This window comes from Bradyrhizobium manausense (assembly GCF_001440035.1).
Lineage (GTDB): Bacteria > Pseudomonadota > Alphaproteobacteria > Rhizobiales > Xanthobacteraceae > Bradyrhizobium > Bradyrhizobium manausense.
The window spans coordinates 270,129-285,280 of the sequence record NZ_LJYG01000026.1; the positions used below are offsets into that span (position 1 = coordinate 270,129).

A 15,152-nucleotide genomic window follows, 5' to 3' on the forward strand; every position below is an offset into this window, starting at 1 on the left:
CCGGCTCGCGCATCACGATGGTGACTTCGCGCGCTCCCGATTTCACCGCGTTGACGGCAATGTCGGTCGCCGATTTCGATCCGCCGAGCACGACGACGCGGCGGCCTTTCGCAAGCGTGGCATCGCCGTATTTCGACGAATGCAGGATCTGGCCGCCCTCTGCCAGAAAGCCGTCCTCGCCCGGGCAATGCAGCTCCCGCGGCTCGTTGAACTGCCCGGTGCAAACAGCGACGAAATCGAAATCCTCGTTGCTGGTCGCGCCATCCTTGCCCGACAGGGCGAGCGTCCAGCCCGGTCTGCCGTCGGTGCGCCGCGCCATGCCCGAAACCGTCGTATTGAGGCGCAGCCTGCGGTCGAGACCGAAGCTTTTGGCGTAGTCGGCAAGATAAGCATGGACCTGCGGCCCGGTCGGCCATTCCGGATAGGTCTCGGGCATGGCGCGATCGGTGTAGCGGTAGAGATCCTTGGGGCTTTGGGTCTGCACCTCCGGGTAGGAGCGCGCCGGCTCCCAGACGCCGCCGAGATCGGCGCTGCGTTCGACGATGGTGACGTGGTGGCCGCGGGCGGAGAAGGCTTTCGCTGTGGCGAGGCCGGAGACGCCGGCGCCGATCACGCAGACATGCTTGGGGCTGACCATGGGATGGCTCGCAATCGTTGTGTTTTGCGCGCGAGCGGCCACGTTCGGCCGCAAGGTGCGGCCGGCGGGGCTGCAGGCAGGTGAATGTGAACGAGGAGGCGGGCGCCTAGTCGTTGGCCTCGGGCGGCAGAAAGTCGACCTCGTGCAGCGCCGAGATGCGCACGACCTCGGCCGGGTCGGTCAGATTGTGCAGCTGGTTGAAGAGCGCTTCCAGCTTCTGCATCGGCGAGACCCAGAACAGCGCGCGGCACGGCTTGTCTGACTTGTTGAAATAGCCGTGCGGAATGCCGCGGGGCATGCGCACGAGGTCGCCGGCATGGGCCTTGACCCAGACGCCGTCGAGCTTGAGGTCGAGCGTGCCTTCCTGCACCAGGATGAATTCGTCCTGAGTCGGATGGATATGCACCGGCACGAACTGGCCGGGATCGCTGTTGGTCTCGAACGCGAAGGTGGAGTCGGTGACGGCCTTGGGGAAGTAGACCTGCCCCAGGATGTTCCAGCTCTTGCCGCCGTAGCCCGTGCCGTTTGCAGTAATGCCCTTTTCGAGTGCAGTCATGGCTCGCCTCCTGTTGGATACCGGCGAGGATGGAGCTTCAGCCACATGCGAGCGGCTGTCTATCCGCTAAACGAATCCGGCCGTAGCTATTGCCCTGCAGCACGACGAATTTGCGACACGGCCCTTTTCGCGTCCCCGGAACTATTATAGGCTTAAAGCAATTCCGCGACGCGAAGCGTGGTCGATCATGTCCGCAGCCGTGCAGGAAATGAGCGCAAGGGCGCCCGCAGCCGAACGGCTTGCGGCGTTCGCTCGTGTCACCACCGATGATGTCGACGAAGCGGCCGAACAGATCGGTCATATTTTCTGTCCGCACGATCTCAAGCCGGCGCAGGCCCGTGCGTCCGGATTTTCGGCCCGGCACAATTGCGCAGCCTTCGACGGCTTTTCCATCAACTATGTCGGCTATGGCGGGACCGTCAGCATCGATCCGGGCTGCCTCGAACGCTTCTTTCTGGTCCAGGTCCCGCTCACAGGCAGTGCCCATATTCACGCAGGTGCCAGCGGATTCGACGTCGCGCCTGGCAAAATTGCTTCGCTGTTGTCGCCGACGATCGCAACGCAGATGATTTGGCGTGACTGTGCGCAAGCGATCTTGCTGCTCGATCGCTGCATGGTGGAGCAGCGTGCCGCGGCGCTGTCGGGCAGGGCGGCGGGCGCGGTCGAATTCGATCCCGTGATCGACCTGAGCGCGCCGTCGAGCCGGCATCTGCAAGCCAGCCTTGCCGAGCTGATGACGCTTGCCGAACGGCTGGGACCGTGCGGCAGGTTTTCACCGACGGCGATGGCCGGATGGCGCGAGGTGCTGCTCGATCGTCTGCTCAATGGCCAGCGGCACGGCCTGTCGGATGCGATCATGACGTTCTCGGGTCAAGCCGAGCGCCTGCCGCGCGCGCTCCGCGCTGCGCGGGACTATCTTGCTGACAATGCCGATGAGCCGCTCGATCTCGCGCAGCTCGCCTGCGCGTCCGGCATCGGCATCCGTGCGCTTCAGCTCGGCTTCCGACGTCACTTTGGGATGTCGATCTCCGAGATGCTGCTCGATATCAGGCTTGCCAGTCTCCACGCCCGGCTCGCGAAGGCGTCACTCGACGTCTCGATCACCGACATCGCATTCGATCTCGGCTTCACGCATCTCGGCCGCATGGCCGGAGCCTATCGCGAAAAATTCGGCGAGACACCGTCGGCAACGCTGCGACGGCGCATGAGCTGAAGCCGATCACCTCGTCTCGCGATCCTCGCGCGCTTGTTTGCGTAAGAACCCCTCGACATCCGCCTGCACCGAATAAGGCGTCGGGATCGGATCGCCCGCGGCATCGACGGCGGTATCGAGTGAGCGGCGCAGCATGCGTGCGAGTTCGGCCTTCCGGTAGGGTTTTGCCAGCAGCGGCGCGCCCGTGGTCGCGCTTCCCGGCGCGTGCTGGGAATCGTGAGCGTAGCCCGAGGTGAACAGCACCCGCAGCGACGGACGCGCGGCCACCATCCGGTCCGCAAGCTCGCGGCCATTGATGCCGCCGGCCATCACGATGTCGGTGAACAGCAGGTCGAACGGCGTGCCGCTGGCCGCAATCGCAAGCGCTTCGGTCGCGTTGGCGGCGGGGACGACCTTGTAGCCGAGGCTCTCGAGCTGGACCGTGACGTATCGGCGGACGTCGCGGTCGTCCTCGACGCAGAGGATGGTCTCGGTGCCGCCCACGATCTTGCGCGCATCATAGCTTGCGGGGCGCAACGCGCTGGTCGCTGCCTTTGGCAGATAGACCGTGAAGGTCGTGCCGCGGCCTTCTTCGGATTTGACCTTGATGCCGCCGCCGGACTGCTTGACGAAGCCGAACACCATGCTGAGCCCGAGGCCGGTGCCTTTGCCGACCTCCTTGGTCGAGAAGAACGGATCGAAGATCCGTTCGACGTGCGCTTGCGGAATGCCCGTGCCGGTATCGATGATCTCGATCTCGACATAATCGCCGGCGTAGCCGGCGCCGACTGCAACGGCCTCGCGCACGCCGAACACCACATTGCGCGTCGTCAGCGTCAGGCGGCCGCCCTCCGGCATCGCGTCCCGGGCGTTGATGGCGAGATTGAGCAGCGCCGCGCTGAGCTGCCCGCGGTCGGCGTAGGCGAGCCAGACATTGCCGTCGAGCTTGCGCACGATCTCGATCTTCTTGTCGAACGTTGCCAGCAGCAGCTTTGAAAGCTCCTCGAGCAAATCGTTGACGTCGATCTCGGCCGGCTGCAGCGCCTGCTTGCGCGCAAACGACAGCAGGCTCGAGGTCAGCGCGGCGCCGCGGTCGGCAGCCTCGCTGATCAGCTTGGTGATGGAGGCGAGCGGCGGATTGTCCTTCACGGCCTCGGCCAGGATCTCGATCGTGCCCGTGATGACCGTGAGCATGTTGTTGAACTCGTGCGCGATGCCGCCGGTGAGCTGGCCGACCGCCTCCATCTTCTGGGACTGGATCAGCTGCTCCTCCGCCGCGCGCTTTTGCGTCACGTCCTTGACGAAGACGTTGATGACGGAGCGGTCACCGATGCGGAGCGCGGTGCTCGACGCCTCGATCAGGATGTCGTCGCCGGTTCGGTGCAGGATGTTTGCCTCGAAGCGGATGCCGATCGGCGTATCGCGGAGTTCCGGCAGGATGCGCATCATGCGCTGCCTGAAACCTGGGCGCAGCGGCTCGGCGACGAGCAAGTCGACGACGTCGGCACCCAGAGCTTCAAGCCGCGACCAGCCGGTCAGGGCCTCGGCCTGCAGGCTCCACTCCAGGACAATGCCGGTGTCGTCGGTCTGAATGAAGGCGTCGAGCGCGGTCCTGATGATCGCTTGCGTCATCTGCGCGCTGTCCGTGCGCGCCTGCTCAGCCAGTCGAGCGGCGAGGCCCTTGTCCGGTGACGTCGCAATGCTGCGTGCGCAAATGCGGGCGAGCAGCACCGCAACTGCGCCGCTTGCGAGCAGGGCAACGACCTGGGCAGCGCCGAAACCGTTGCCGGCCACGGCATAGGAGACAAAGAGAGCCGCGGCGGTCACGACGGACTGCGCGGCCATCGCAAATGTCAGAAGCCGCCTGAGTTTCATGCTCCCACACCAAAGACGACAACCGCACTGGCCACCCGGTCCCGGCTGTCGCCTGATGTGAGCTACAGACTCCGCGCGGCGGCGTCGAGGGGCAATTTGAGGTAGTGTCGTCCTCCTGCCTTTCCTTTGGGTTCAACCCCCCGGGGCGAATGGCTCCGGCGCGAAGGGCGTGCATACAAGCAATGCGATTGACAGCTGTATTGAGGTGTGATCGTTCGAACTGACTTCCAGGAGTGCATCATGTCCCCCCCGCTCAACCGAATAAACAGCGACGAGCGTCTGCCGGCGCAGGCTGACGTCGTCGTCATCGGCGGCGGCGTCATCGGCGTCTCTGCGGCCTATCATCTGGCGAAGAAGGGGCTCTCCGTTGCCCTCGTCGAGAAGGGCCATGTCGGCGGCGAGCAATCGAGCCGCAATTGGGGCTGGTGNGCCGTCAGCAGGGCCGTGCGCGCGAGGAGATTCCGCTCGCGCGCGAAGCTTTGCGGCTGTGGGAAGACATGCAGAACGATGCCGGCGTCGATGCCGGCTTCCGCCGCACCGGCGTGCTGTTCCTGACCAAGAACAAGGACGAGCTCGCCGGCTGGGAGCGCTGGGCCGCCGTCGCGCGCGAGATGCAGGTGCACTCGACCGTGCTGACGCCGGCCGAGGTTGCCGAGCGCATGCCGGGAAATACCGACACATGGGTCGGCGGCCTGCACACGCCGAGCGACGGACGCGCCGAGCCATCGATGGCGGTGCCGGCGCTTGCGACGGCTGCGCGCAAGCACGGCGTCACCATCCATCAAGGCTGTGCCGCGCGCGGGCTGGAGACGACAGGCGGGCGCGTCAGCGCCGTCGTCACCGAGAAGGGCACCATTCGCACCCAGGCCGCGCTGCTGTCGGGCGGCGCATGGTCGTCGCTGTTCTGCCGCCGCCATGGCATCAAGCTTCCGATCGGTCTCGTCAATGCCACGGCGTGCCGGACCACGCCGGCGCCGGAGATCACCTCGGGCGCGCTCGGCACCGATCTTTACTGCATCCGCCGCCGCCTCGACGGCGGCTTCACGCTGGCGCTGCGCAACCGCGGCACGGTCGAGCTGTCGCCCGATTTATTCCGCTACGCGCGCACTTTCTGGCCGACCTATCAGCATCGCAAGGGCGGACTGAAGCTGTCATTCGGCAAGTCGTTCTTCGACCAGATCATGCGCGGCACCAGCTGGAGGTTTGACAAGCCGTCGCCGTTCGAGACCGAGCGCGTGCGCGATCCCGCGCCTGACATGTCGCTGGTTAGCGCGGCATTGGCCTCGCTGATCAAGGCGAACCCCGAGCTGAAAGACATCGAGATCGCGGAGGCCTGGGGTGGCACCATCGACTGCACGCCGGATACGATCCCGGTGATCTCGCCGGTTGATGCGCTGCCGGGCTTCTTCCTCGCCACCGGCTTCTCCGGCCACGGCTTCGGCATCGGCCCCGCCGCCGGCAAGCTCGCCGCCGACCTCGTCACAGGTGCGACGCCGCTGGTCGATCCCGCCGCCTATAGCCACAAGCGCATGATCGACGGCCGGCGGCTCGCGCCGGTCAGCCCGTTCTAAAGGCGCGGCATGACGGTTCTCTACAAGGCTAATCTGGTGCGCGGCGCGGAGTGGGCGCGCTTGTTCGCGCAGCGCGCGCCCGACGTGCCGTTCCGGCTCTGGCCCGACATCGGCGATCCGGCCGATGTGCGCTATCTCGTGGCCTGGGTGCCGCCGGACGATATCGCACGGAGCTTTCCGAATCTCGAGCTGGTGTTCTCGGTTGGCGCCGGCGTCGACCAGTTCGACTTCACAAAACTGCCGCCGCATGTGCCGCTGGTTCGCATGATGGAGCCGGGCATCACCGACCGCATGGTCGAATATGCCTGCATGTCGGTGCTCGCGTTGCACCGGGACCTCGTGCAGTTTATCGGCCAGCAGCGCGAGCAGGTCTGGCGTGAGCTCCCCGCGATCTACGCGAGCGAGCGGCGTGTCGGTGTGATGGGGCTCGGTCTGCTTGGTCAGGCCGTGCTCGACCGGCTCAAATCGTTCGGCTTCCCGCTCGCCGGCTGGAACCGTTCACCGCGCAGCATCGACGGCGTCACCTGTTATGCGGGCGCGGACGCCTTGGCGGATTTCGTCGGGCAGACCGACATTCTGGTCTGCCTGCTGCCGCTGACATCGGAGACGCGCGGCATCCTCGACGCAAATCTGTTTGCGCGTCTGCCGCGTGGTGCACGCCTGCTCAATGTCGGCCGGGGCGGCCATCTGGTCGAGGCCGATCTCATCGCGGCGCTCGACAGCGGGGCGTTGTCGGCCGCCGTGCTCGATGTCGCAGAGCCGGAGCCGCTGCCTGCGGGCCATCCCTTCTGGAGCCATCCGCGCATTCTGCTGACGCCGCACATCGCCAGCACGACGAAGCCGGAAACGGCCGTCGACTACGTGCTCGACACCATCGCCCGTCACCGTCGCGGCGAAGCCCTGCCGGGCTTGGTCGATCGTCGTCGCGGTTACTGAGGGTGCGGTGGTGATGCGAACATCGGCGCGGATCTCGATGAATCTCGAGTGCCATATCAAGCGGCACGCTCGAACCATTCGATCGGCTTGCTCTTGGCGAAGTCGTTGACCGTGGTCGTGCGTCGCCGGGCGCGAGGGATGATCGCCCTCGCACCGCCGCCATTCGGTCGGTACAAGCGCCGCGCCGACTTCAAGCCGGAATAGGTCGGCATCTTGTTCTTCGCTTCGGGTGCCGTAGTTCTCCGGTTTTGACACGTATTAACCTATTGTGGTGAAACCTAGATATGCTTCTCGTGGTTGCGAGGGCGAGTCTGCTGCTTCGGCGAATTCTGATTTCGGCCAGCGGCAAATGTTGTCGGATTGCTCCTTGCCTCAAGGCGCCGGCTTCATGCCAACGCCCAGGCCATGCAGCGATTGTCGCCTTCGCAGCGGCAGTCGGAGCGACCAAAGCTCATTGGAGATCCAGTCGTGGTTCGCTTGCATATCGAACGTTTCATTCGCAGCCGAATCGTTCGCCGATCCCTGGCGCTTGGGATTATCGCTCTCAGCGGATGGGCCCTGTTGCCGTATGTGACCTACCGAATCGCTCCCTCCGCCTATGTCAATGCCGAGCTCATGCGGGTGACTGCGCCGATGGCGGGTCAGCTCTCGTCAGATCTTCCACGCAAGGGTGAATATTTCGAGCACACCCGGATGGTGCCGCTGGTCGAGGCGCGTTCGCCGGATCGCCGGCACTTCATGGACCTTGACCAGCAGCTTGCCGTGTCCACCAAACGCGCCGAGCTCGCACGTCGGCAACTCGAGGAAATCGCCGAGCTCGATCGCAAGCTCCGCGAACGCAGCGACGACTATCGTTCGGGGATGGTGGCGCGCCTGAGCCACGAGATCGGTGAAACGGAAGTTGAAAAAGGCGGCTGTCTCGCTGAGGCGCGGCAGCGGAACGATGTCGCGGGCCGGATGGAGAGGCTCGTGAAGCTCGGCATCAGTTCGCAGATCCGCTCCGGTGAGGCCCAGGCCTCGCAGGAGGCAACTGCAACGCGGTGCCAGATGGCCGATCAACGCCTGCAGCGCCTCAGGACGGAACTGGGGGCGGCCGAGAAGGGCATTTATCTTCGTGGCGATGCCAATGACGTGCCCTATTCTCAGCAGCAGCGCGAGCGGCTTGTCCTCCGCCGACAGGAGCTCGAGACGGACCTGTTGCAGAACAGCTCACGTGCCGCGCAGCTGGCCGCGGAAATCGCAGAGGAACGCGCTCGACTTGATCGTCTCGATCACTACGATCTGTCCTTGCCCGCGGCCCATGTGGTCTGGTCGGTCGCGGCCAGCCCGGGCTCGATGGTCACGGAAGGACAGTCGGTCTTCGACTTCGCAGATTGCGAACGGCGGTTTATCGTTGTTGAACTACCCGAGCGCGATTTCGAAAAGATCAAGGCCGGAGATGCGGCTACCGTCCGCCTGATTGGGAGCCGCGAATGGAAGGCCGGCCAGATCCGGCAGGTCCGCGGATCGGCGGCGTACGGCGATGATCGGCTGCTTGCGGCTCGGGTGCCGCGGCCTGATCCCGGCAACATTACCATTGAGATATCGCTTCCGCCCAATGGGACGTCGGCCGACCGCAACGGCTCCTGCGATATCGGACGGCTGGCTGAGGTGCGCTTCGAGCGCAGAGCCGACGGCCTGCTACGATTGGTCAGCTCGAAGTTGAAATGGCTGACCGCTCGCCTGGAACTCGACCAATCGTCCCTGTGAGCGAGCTGTTTCATGCAGGCCATCACTCTGCCTTTCTCCCAGCTGTTCGCGCCGATGCTGGCCATCTTTGCTGTGATGTACCTGTTGGCGCCGACCTTCCCGGTCGCGCGCCCTTGGGCGCGTGTCGCGGTCTTCGTCGTGGTTTGGCTTGTGGTCGCCCGCTATCTCGAGTGGCGTATTTTCACCACCGTGCTGCCGGCAGGCGGGACCTGGTATCAGGTCGGCTGGATCTGGTTCTGCCTGTTCGTCGAGCTTCTGACCTTCACAGATCAGTTCATTCTCTATCTGACGTTCCTTCGCAGGACCGATCGTCGAAGCGAAGCAGATCAGCACGAGCGTCGGCTTCGCAGCCTGCCGGACGACGCGCTGCCCTCGGTGGACGTCTTTATTCCGACCTATGACGAGCCATTCGAGGTGCTGGAAAAGACGATCACCGGCGCGCTGTGTCTGGACTATCCAAACATCCAGATCTGGGTCTTGGATGATGGTCGCAGGCCTTGGCTCAGGGCACTCTGCACGCAAAAGGGCGCCGGCTATCTCACGCGCGCCGACAACTTGAATGCCAAGGCCGGCAATATCAATCATGCGCTGACCAAGACGAGCGGCGAGTTCTTCGCGATCTTTGATGCGGACTTCGTGCCGCAGCGCAATTTCCTGATGCGCACGATGGGCTTCTTCGCTGATTCAAAGGTCGGAATCGTTCAGATCCCGCACGCCTTCTACAATGAGGACCCGATGCAGGCGAATCTCGGCCTGCACAGGGGACTGCCGGACGAACAACGGTTCTTCTTCGATTCCATCATGCCCGCGCGCGACGGCTGGGATGGTGCCTTCTGTTGCGGTTCCAACTCCGTCACCCGTCGCGCAGCACTCCGCGCGGTGGGCGATGCCTTGCCGACACAGTCCATTACGGAAGACATCCTGTTGACGCTCGTCCTGCTGCGCAAGGGATACGTCACCCGCTATCTCTGCGAACCGCTGGCGATTGGACTGGCGCCGGAAAGCCTTGATGCCTTTTTCGTGCAGCGGCAACGCTGGGCGCGTGGCGCGATCCAGACGCTGTACCTCGCCGCCGGCCCGCTCGGCCCCGGACTGGGCTTGATGCATCGGCTTCTCTTCTTTCCGACGCATTGGCTCTCATTGGGCTTGCGGGCGCTCATGGTTGTGGTGGTTCCGATCGTGTTCATGTGGACCGGCCTGGCGCCTGTCGTCGACGTCACCCCCGAATCGGTGTTCTACTACTTGTTTCCCGCGATCCTGGCGCTCAACGGCGGCATCTCCTGGTTTGCGCCGCACGTGCATTTTCCGCTCGCCGCTCAGGTGTCGGCGACGATCCAGAGCTTCAAGCTCCTGCCGACGGTGCTGGGGACTCTCGTCAAGCCGACGGGACATGCGTTCAGGGTGACGCCCAAGGGCGCTGCGGCGCGGCGCGCAAGTTATGCTGCGGAGATATTCTGGCCGTCGGCGATCCTGATGGCGTTGACGGTTGTCGGTGTGGTTCTGAACACGATCCCGGAATGGCGGGTGATCGATCATCCGGCGGCTCTGCCGATGGTCGCCTTCTGGTCGGTCGTGAACGTCATCGTGCTTTTCTTCGTCTGCATGACCTCGCTGCAGGCGCGGATGGGACGTACCGAGGAGCGTTTCGACGTCGACGAAACGGTCCTGATCCAGACCGGGACCGGCGAGCAGCTCTCCGGGCGCGTGAGCAACATCTCCCTCTCCGGCGCCGGCGTTACGCTCGGCTCCGGCATCGACTGTCCTCGCGCCGGAGAACCGCTGCGCGTGCACATCATGCAAGTGGGTTGGGTCGATGCGGTGATTGCGCAACAAAGAAGCCGGCTCATCGGGGTGCGGTTCAAACTGCCGCAGTCGCTTGAACGAGACCTGCTGATCCGCAAGCTCTTTACCGTCGCGCGTCTGAAGCGGAACGATGTCGTCGCGTGCTCGGTGAACAGGGCGATGCTCAAGAACATCTGGTCAATGGCCGCGCCGTTGCCCCATATTGTTGCAGGCGGCGCGAAGCCCGCGCCGCTCTCGCTGACCGAGCGTCTGCCGGCAGAGAGTATGGTCATTCGGCCTCAACCGCGGACAGACGATTTTGCACATCTTGCCGGAGTTCGAAGCCTGCACCCGACGAGTTTCACCGAGCCTGGCTTTGGCCGAGTGGCCGGCACAGTGATCGAGGCCGTCGCGCCGAGCTGATTGCTGTGTTGTCCTTCTTGTCGGACCAGTCCACGGGCCATCGATCGACCGTCAAGCCGCCCGTCGATGGCGTCAGTCTCCTTCCGGTGCTCTGCCAAAAATCTCAACCGGAACGAGCAACCATCCCTTGGCCCAAGGCGTTTACGGGGTTGAGGGTGCAGGGAGCCTCTCTTGATCGATCACCGCGGCGATCTTCGTAAAGGGCGTCCGACGCTCTGGGCCTCCGCATTCGTGGCGGCCGCTTGCCTGGCGATTGTCGCGCTCAGCGGCTGGCGCGAGTGGTCCTCGCGACAGACGCTGCTGAAGGCCTCCGAAACAGACATGGCCAATCTTGCCCGGTCGGTGACGCAACACGCGGACGATACGTTCGAACTTGCGGACACCGTTCTCAATGTGTTGGTCGGCCAACTCGAACTCGAGGGAACCAGCCCGGCGGCGATCGCCAGGATTCAGACTTTTCTTTCCCGGCGCAAAGCCGCGAACCGGATCCGCGCTGTGTTCATCTATGACGAGGCCGGGCGCAGGCTCGCAACCAGCGAGCCCGTGGATCTCGCCGGACTCAACGACAGCGACCGCGAGTATTTCCAGCATCATCGCGCCGTGGCTGAGCGGGGAACCTTCATTGGGCCTCCGGTGAGGAACAGGTCGGGCGGGCAATGGATCATCACAGCGTCAAGGCGCTTCAATCATCCTGACGGCAGTTTCGCCGGAGTGTCTCTGACCACGATCGATGTCGACTATTTCCTACAATTCTATCGCGGATTCGACGTTGGCCAGAACGGTTCAATTGCACTGGCGACCGCAAACGGCATTATCCTCGCGCGTAGCCCGGACAACGGATATACGGGCCGCGATCTGTCGAGTGCTCCGCTCCTCAAGATTATCCACGAGCGGCCGGCTGCGGACGTCTACTACTTCACATCGCCTCTCGACGGCGTTCGGCGTCTAAGCTTTTATCAACTCAGCAGTCGCTACCCTGTTCTCGTGGTTGCGACGGAATCGGAAGACGACGTCTTGGCCCCCTGGCGCAGAGCGGCGCTGACGCGCATGGCTGCGGTGCTGGGACTGACAGGAGGGCTCGCTGTTGCGGGCCTTTTGCTGGTGCGCCAGTTGCACCTGCGGCAGAAGATGGCCGCTGCTCTGATCGCCAAGGAGGCGGATTTTCGTCTGCTCGCGGAGCAGTCGGGAGACATGGTCATGCGCATAGCGGTTGATGGACGGATCCTCTACGCATCGCCGTCCAGCGCGCGAGTTCTCGGCTGGGCTCCGAACGAATTGGTGGATACGTCGGCCCTCGCCGGCATAAATCCGGCGGATCTGGCGCGGGTTGGGGAGACGATCTCCGCGTTGATGAACGGCGAAGCCGAGGAGGCTAGAATCACTTATCGCACTCGGCATCGCGAGAAAGGCGAGGTCTGGATCGAAACCGCGCTGCGCATCGCCAGGGATGCGCAGAGCGGGGACATTAACGGCGTGGTGGCGATCTCGCGCGACATGACCGAACGTAAAGACCTGGAAGATAGGCTGGCGGCTCTCGCCAGCTCGGATGGCCTGACGGCCTTGGCAAACCGCAGACACTTCGACGAGCGGCTAGAGTCGGAATGGGACCGGGCCAGGCGCGAAGGAAGGCCTCTGTCACTGTTGCTGATCGACGCCGATCATTTCAAGAGTTTCAATGATCTGTATGGGCATCAGGCGGGCGATGCATGTCTTCGCTCGATCGCCGGGGTCCTGGCGGAGCTGGCCAGGCGGCCGGCAGACTTGGCCGCTCGGTATGGTGGTGAGGAATTCGCCTTGCTGCTACCAAATACCGACATGGGAGGGTGCGAGCAGGTCGGCGAGCGAATCCGGCAGGCGATTCAGGACCTCGGCATCCTGCACGCGCTCAACGCGCCATCCAAGCAGGTCACCCTCAGTATTGGTGGCGCCACACATATGTCGTTCGACGACAAGGCGGATTGCACGTCGTTGATAGCGGCTGCGGATAAGGCGCTCTACGCCGCCAAAGAGAGCGGACGCAACCGCCTTGTGATGTCAGGACAAGTCATCGCTTGGCCCGGCTCGATACGGGCTTGAAGAGCAACTGTAGTGCGCCGCCGCGCGCCTCACGAATTCACGTGCACGAAGTCCCGCAGCAGCGGATAGATCTCGTTGTTCCAGCGCTTGCCGGAGAACACGCCGTAATGGCCGACGCCGGCCTGCATGTGGTGGACGCGGCGATAGGCGCGCACGCCGGTGCAGAGGTCCTGGGCGGCGAGCGTCTGGCCGATCGAGCAGATGTCGTCCTTCTCGCCTTCCACCGTCATCAGCCCCATGCGGCTGACGGCCCTGGTGTCGACGGGGCGGCCACGATGCATCAGCTTGCCCAGCGGCAAGAGATGTTCCTGAAACACGTCGCGCACGGTCTCGATGTAGAACTCGGCCGGCAGATCCATCACCGCGAAATATTCGTCGTAGAAGGTCTTGATGGTCGCCGCCTTCTCCTTCTCGCCCTTGGCGATGTGGTTGGCGAGATCCATGTGCTGCTTGATGTGCCGCTCGAGATTCATCGACACGAAGGCGGTGAGCTGCACGAAGCCCGGATAGACTTTCCGGAATGCGCCGCGGCATTGCACCGGCACGAAGTTGATCAGGTTGCGCTCGAACCATTCGATCGGCTTGCTCTTGGCGAACTCGTTGACCTTGGTCGGCTGGATCCGCGTGTCGATCGGGCCCGCCATCAGCGTCAGCGTTGCGGGGCGCGAGGGATGGTTGCCCTCGCACATGATGGCGGCGGCCGCGAGCGCCGAGACTGACGGCTGGCAGATCGCCACCATATGTGGGCGCGGGCCGAGCTGTCCCAGGAAGTCGATCAGGTGCTCGGTGTAATCGTCGAGCCCGAAGCGGCCCTCGCTGCGCGGAATGTCGCGCGGATTGTGCCAGTCGGTGATGTAGACATCGTGGTCCTGCAGCAGCGTCTTCACGGTGCCGCGCAGCAGCGTGGCGAAATGGCCGGACATCGGCGCCACCAGCAGCATACGCGGCTGCTCGCTCGCGCCGTCTTTTTTGAAATGCAGCAGCGAGCCGAATGGCGTGGCGTAAGCGATCTCCTCGGTCACGCCGACCTCGCGATTGCCGACCGTCACGCTGTCGATGCCGTAGGCCGGACGGTCATAGGTGAGGGTGGAGCGCGAGATCAGCTCCAGCGCCGCCGAGAGCCGGCCGACGGCCTGGTCCGACATCCCCTGCGGTACCAGATTGAGGAATTTCAGCGCCGAGGAGGCTCCCGCCCGCAACGGTGCCGTCAAATCCATCTGGTTCTGAAAAGCCTGATAATACATCGACATCATACTGAAGCGCCCACTTATCCGCCGCTTCCATGCAATATCGAAGCCAGACGAGACGTCGCCGCCCTCCTGGAATTGGCACGTCGCTTGCTGCGCGTTGGGTCGGAAACGTGAGGGAAGGGCCCTATGGTGAAGGCGACACTGACCATCAGCAGCAAGAACTATTCATCCTGGTCGCTGCGTGGCTGGCTGCTGACGAAATTTTCCGGGCTCGATTTCGAGGAGATCATCACCGCGCCTGATGACGCATCGGCGCGTGCTGAAATCCTGTTGCTGTCGTCCTCGATCCTGGTGCCCTGCCTGCGGCACGAGGGCGCGACGGTCTGGGATACGCTCGCGATCGCCGAATATCTCAACGAGGTGATGCCGTCAGCCGGGCTGCTGCCTGATGATCGCGTTCAGCGTGCGCATTGCCGCTCCATCTGCGGCGAAATCCATTCCGGTTTCACCACGCTGCGCGCCTCGCTGCCGGTGAACCTGAAGGGGCACTTCCCCGGCTTCAAGATCTGGTCGCGCGCGCAGGCCGACATCGACCGCGTCTGGTTCATCTGGCGCGACTGCCTGGCGAAATCAGGCGGCCCGTTCCTGTTCGGCGAGAAGCGCACCATGGCGGATGCGATGTACGCGCCCGTGGTGACGCGCTTCGTCACCTATGACGTCAAGCTCGAGCCGCTTCTGAAGACCTATGCCGACACCATCATGGGCATGCCCGAGATGAGGGAGTGGATCGCGGCGGCCAAGGACGAGCCGGCCGAGATCGAGGAACTCGAGGTCGAATATTAGGCAGGCCGCGCAGCGCCTTGCCTGTTTCCGGAGCGGACGCGGCCAGCGCCCGCGCCTGCCTCTATGGCCTTGCGATGATTAACTTTTGCGGACGGTCAGCGGCGGCGGCCAGCTCGCGCGCTGGGCAGATATTGTGCGTGCCGGCCGTACTTTGTCGACATCTAGCCGTGAACAGCCGCGTACGGAGCCATCAGACTGATTCGGACGTGATTCGTTCGGGCCGCGTTCCGTTCGTTAAGGTGGAGCGCGGCCCCGTTGCATTTTGAGACAGACGCGCCGTCAAGCCGCGCCGGAATGCTTCACGCGCGGCACGCGCCAGCCG

General features: G+C 64.0%; 12 protein-coding genes and 1 pseudogene. 8 read left to right on the forward strand and 5 right to left on the reverse strand.

The window, feature by feature from the left end:
* Together AOQ71_RS47270 and AOQ71_RS06175 are read right to left on the reverse strand one after the other, a co-directional pair.
* The coding region (locus tag AOQ71_RS47270) for a flavin-containing monooxygenase (protein WP_245316738.1) at positions 1 to 637 on the reverse strand (637 nt) is incomplete at its 3' end.
* Between the two features lie 106 nt (positions 638 to 743).
* Positions 744 to 1,193: a cupin domain-containing protein gene (locus AOQ71_RS06175; protein WP_057743125.1), complete on the reverse strand. Its 450-nt coding sequence runs from the start codon at positions 1,191 to 1,193 to the stop codon at positions 744 to 746.
* 187 nt (positions 1,194 to 1,380) lie between these two features.
* Between AOQ71_RS06175 and AOQ71_RS06180 the strand changes: the two genes are divergently transcribed.
* Positions 1,381 to 2,406, forward strand: coding sequence for an AraC family transcriptional regulator (locus AOQ71_RS06180; RefSeq protein WP_057743127.1), 1,026 nt, complete (start codon positions 1,381 to 1,383; stop codon positions 2,404 to 2,406).
* 6 nt (positions 2,407 to 2,412) lie between these two features.
* Here the strand turns inward: AOQ71_RS06180 and AOQ71_RS06185 are convergent, their stop codons facing one another.
* Positions 2,413 to 4,260, reverse strand: a complete 1,848-nt coding sequence (locus AOQ71_RS06185) for an ATP-binding protein (protein WP_057743129.1) — start codon at positions 4,258 to 4,260, stop codon at positions 2,413 to 2,415.
* A gap of 240 nt (positions 4,261 to 4,500) precedes the next feature.
* On the opposite strand from AOQ71_RS06185, the gene AOQ71_RS47275 reads away from it, so the two are divergent.
* The 3 genes and pseudogenes from AOQ71_RS47275 to AOQ71_RS06195 all read left to right on the forward strand — a co-directional run.
* The coding region (locus AOQ71_RS47275) for an FAD-dependent oxidoreductase (protein WP_245316739.1) at positions 4,501 to 4,688 on the forward strand (188 nt) is incomplete at its 3' end.
* 1 nt (position 4,689) lies between these two features.
* Positions 4,690 to 5,831, forward strand: a pseudogene (locus tag AOQ71_RS06190) (NAD(P)/FAD-dependent oxidoreductase); the annotation flags it as partial.
* 9 nt (positions 5,832 to 5,840) lie between these two features.
* Positions 5,841 to 6,767 carry a 2-hydroxyacid dehydrogenase gene (locus AOQ71_RS06195; RefSeq protein WP_057743131.1) on the forward strand — a complete coding sequence of 309 codons (927 nt, stop codon included), beginning with the start codon at positions 5,841 to 5,843 and terminating at the stop codon, positions 6,765 to 6,767.
* 56 nt (positions 6,768 to 6,823) lie between these two features.
* Here AOQ71_RS06195 and AOQ71_RS44845 read toward each other — a convergent pair whose 3' ends face one another.
* A complete protein-coding gene (locus tag AOQ71_RS44845) occupies positions 6,824 to 6,979 on the reverse strand; it encodes a hypothetical protein (protein WP_157083395.1) in 156 nt (51 codons plus the stop codon).
* 481 nt (positions 6,980 to 7,460) lie between these two features.
* On the opposite strand from AOQ71_RS44845, the gene AOQ71_RS06200 reads away from it, so the two are divergent.
* The 3 genes from AOQ71_RS06200 to AOQ71_RS06210 all read left to right on the forward strand — a co-directional run bounded on the left by AOQ71_RS06200 (position 7,461) and on the right by AOQ71_RS06210 (position 12,797).
* Complete coding sequence (locus AOQ71_RS06200; protein WP_245316740.1) at positions 7,461 to 8,516, forward strand: HlyD family secretion protein; 1,056 nt, start codon at positions 7,461 to 7,463, stop codon at positions 8,514 to 8,516.
* A gap of 12 nt (positions 8,517 to 8,528) precedes the next feature.
* Complete coding sequence (locus tag AOQ71_RS06205; protein ID WP_057743136.1) at positions 8,529 to 10,721, forward strand: glycosyltransferase; 2,193 nt, start codon at positions 8,529 to 8,531, stop codon at positions 10,719 to 10,721.
* A 171-nt stretch (positions 10,722 to 10,892) separates the two neighbouring features.
* Positions 10,893 to 12,797, forward strand: coding sequence for a diguanylate cyclase domain-containing protein (locus tag AOQ71_RS06210; protein ID WP_057743138.1), 1,905 nt, complete (start codon positions 10,893 to 10,895; stop codon positions 12,795 to 12,797).
* 29 nt (positions 12,798 to 12,826) lie between these two features.
* Here AOQ71_RS06210 and AOQ71_RS06215 read toward each other — a convergent pair whose 3' ends face one another.
* A complete protein-coding gene (locus tag AOQ71_RS06215) occupies positions 12,827 to 14,050 on the reverse strand; it encodes a polyhydroxyalkanoate depolymerase (RefSeq protein WP_083513980.1) in 1,224 nt (407 codons plus the stop codon).
* A gap of 123 nt (positions 14,051 to 14,173) precedes the next feature.
* Here AOQ71_RS06215 and AOQ71_RS06220 point away from each other — a divergent pair, with 123 nt between their 5' ends.
* The gene (locus tag AOQ71_RS06220; RefSeq protein ID WP_057743140.1) at positions 14,174 to 14,830 is read left to right on the forward strand and encodes a glutathione S-transferase family protein; all 657 of its coding nucleotides are present in this window, start codon (positions 14,174 to 14,176) and stop codon (positions 14,828 to 14,830) included.
* Positions 14,831 to 15,152 lie beyond the last annotated feature (322 nt).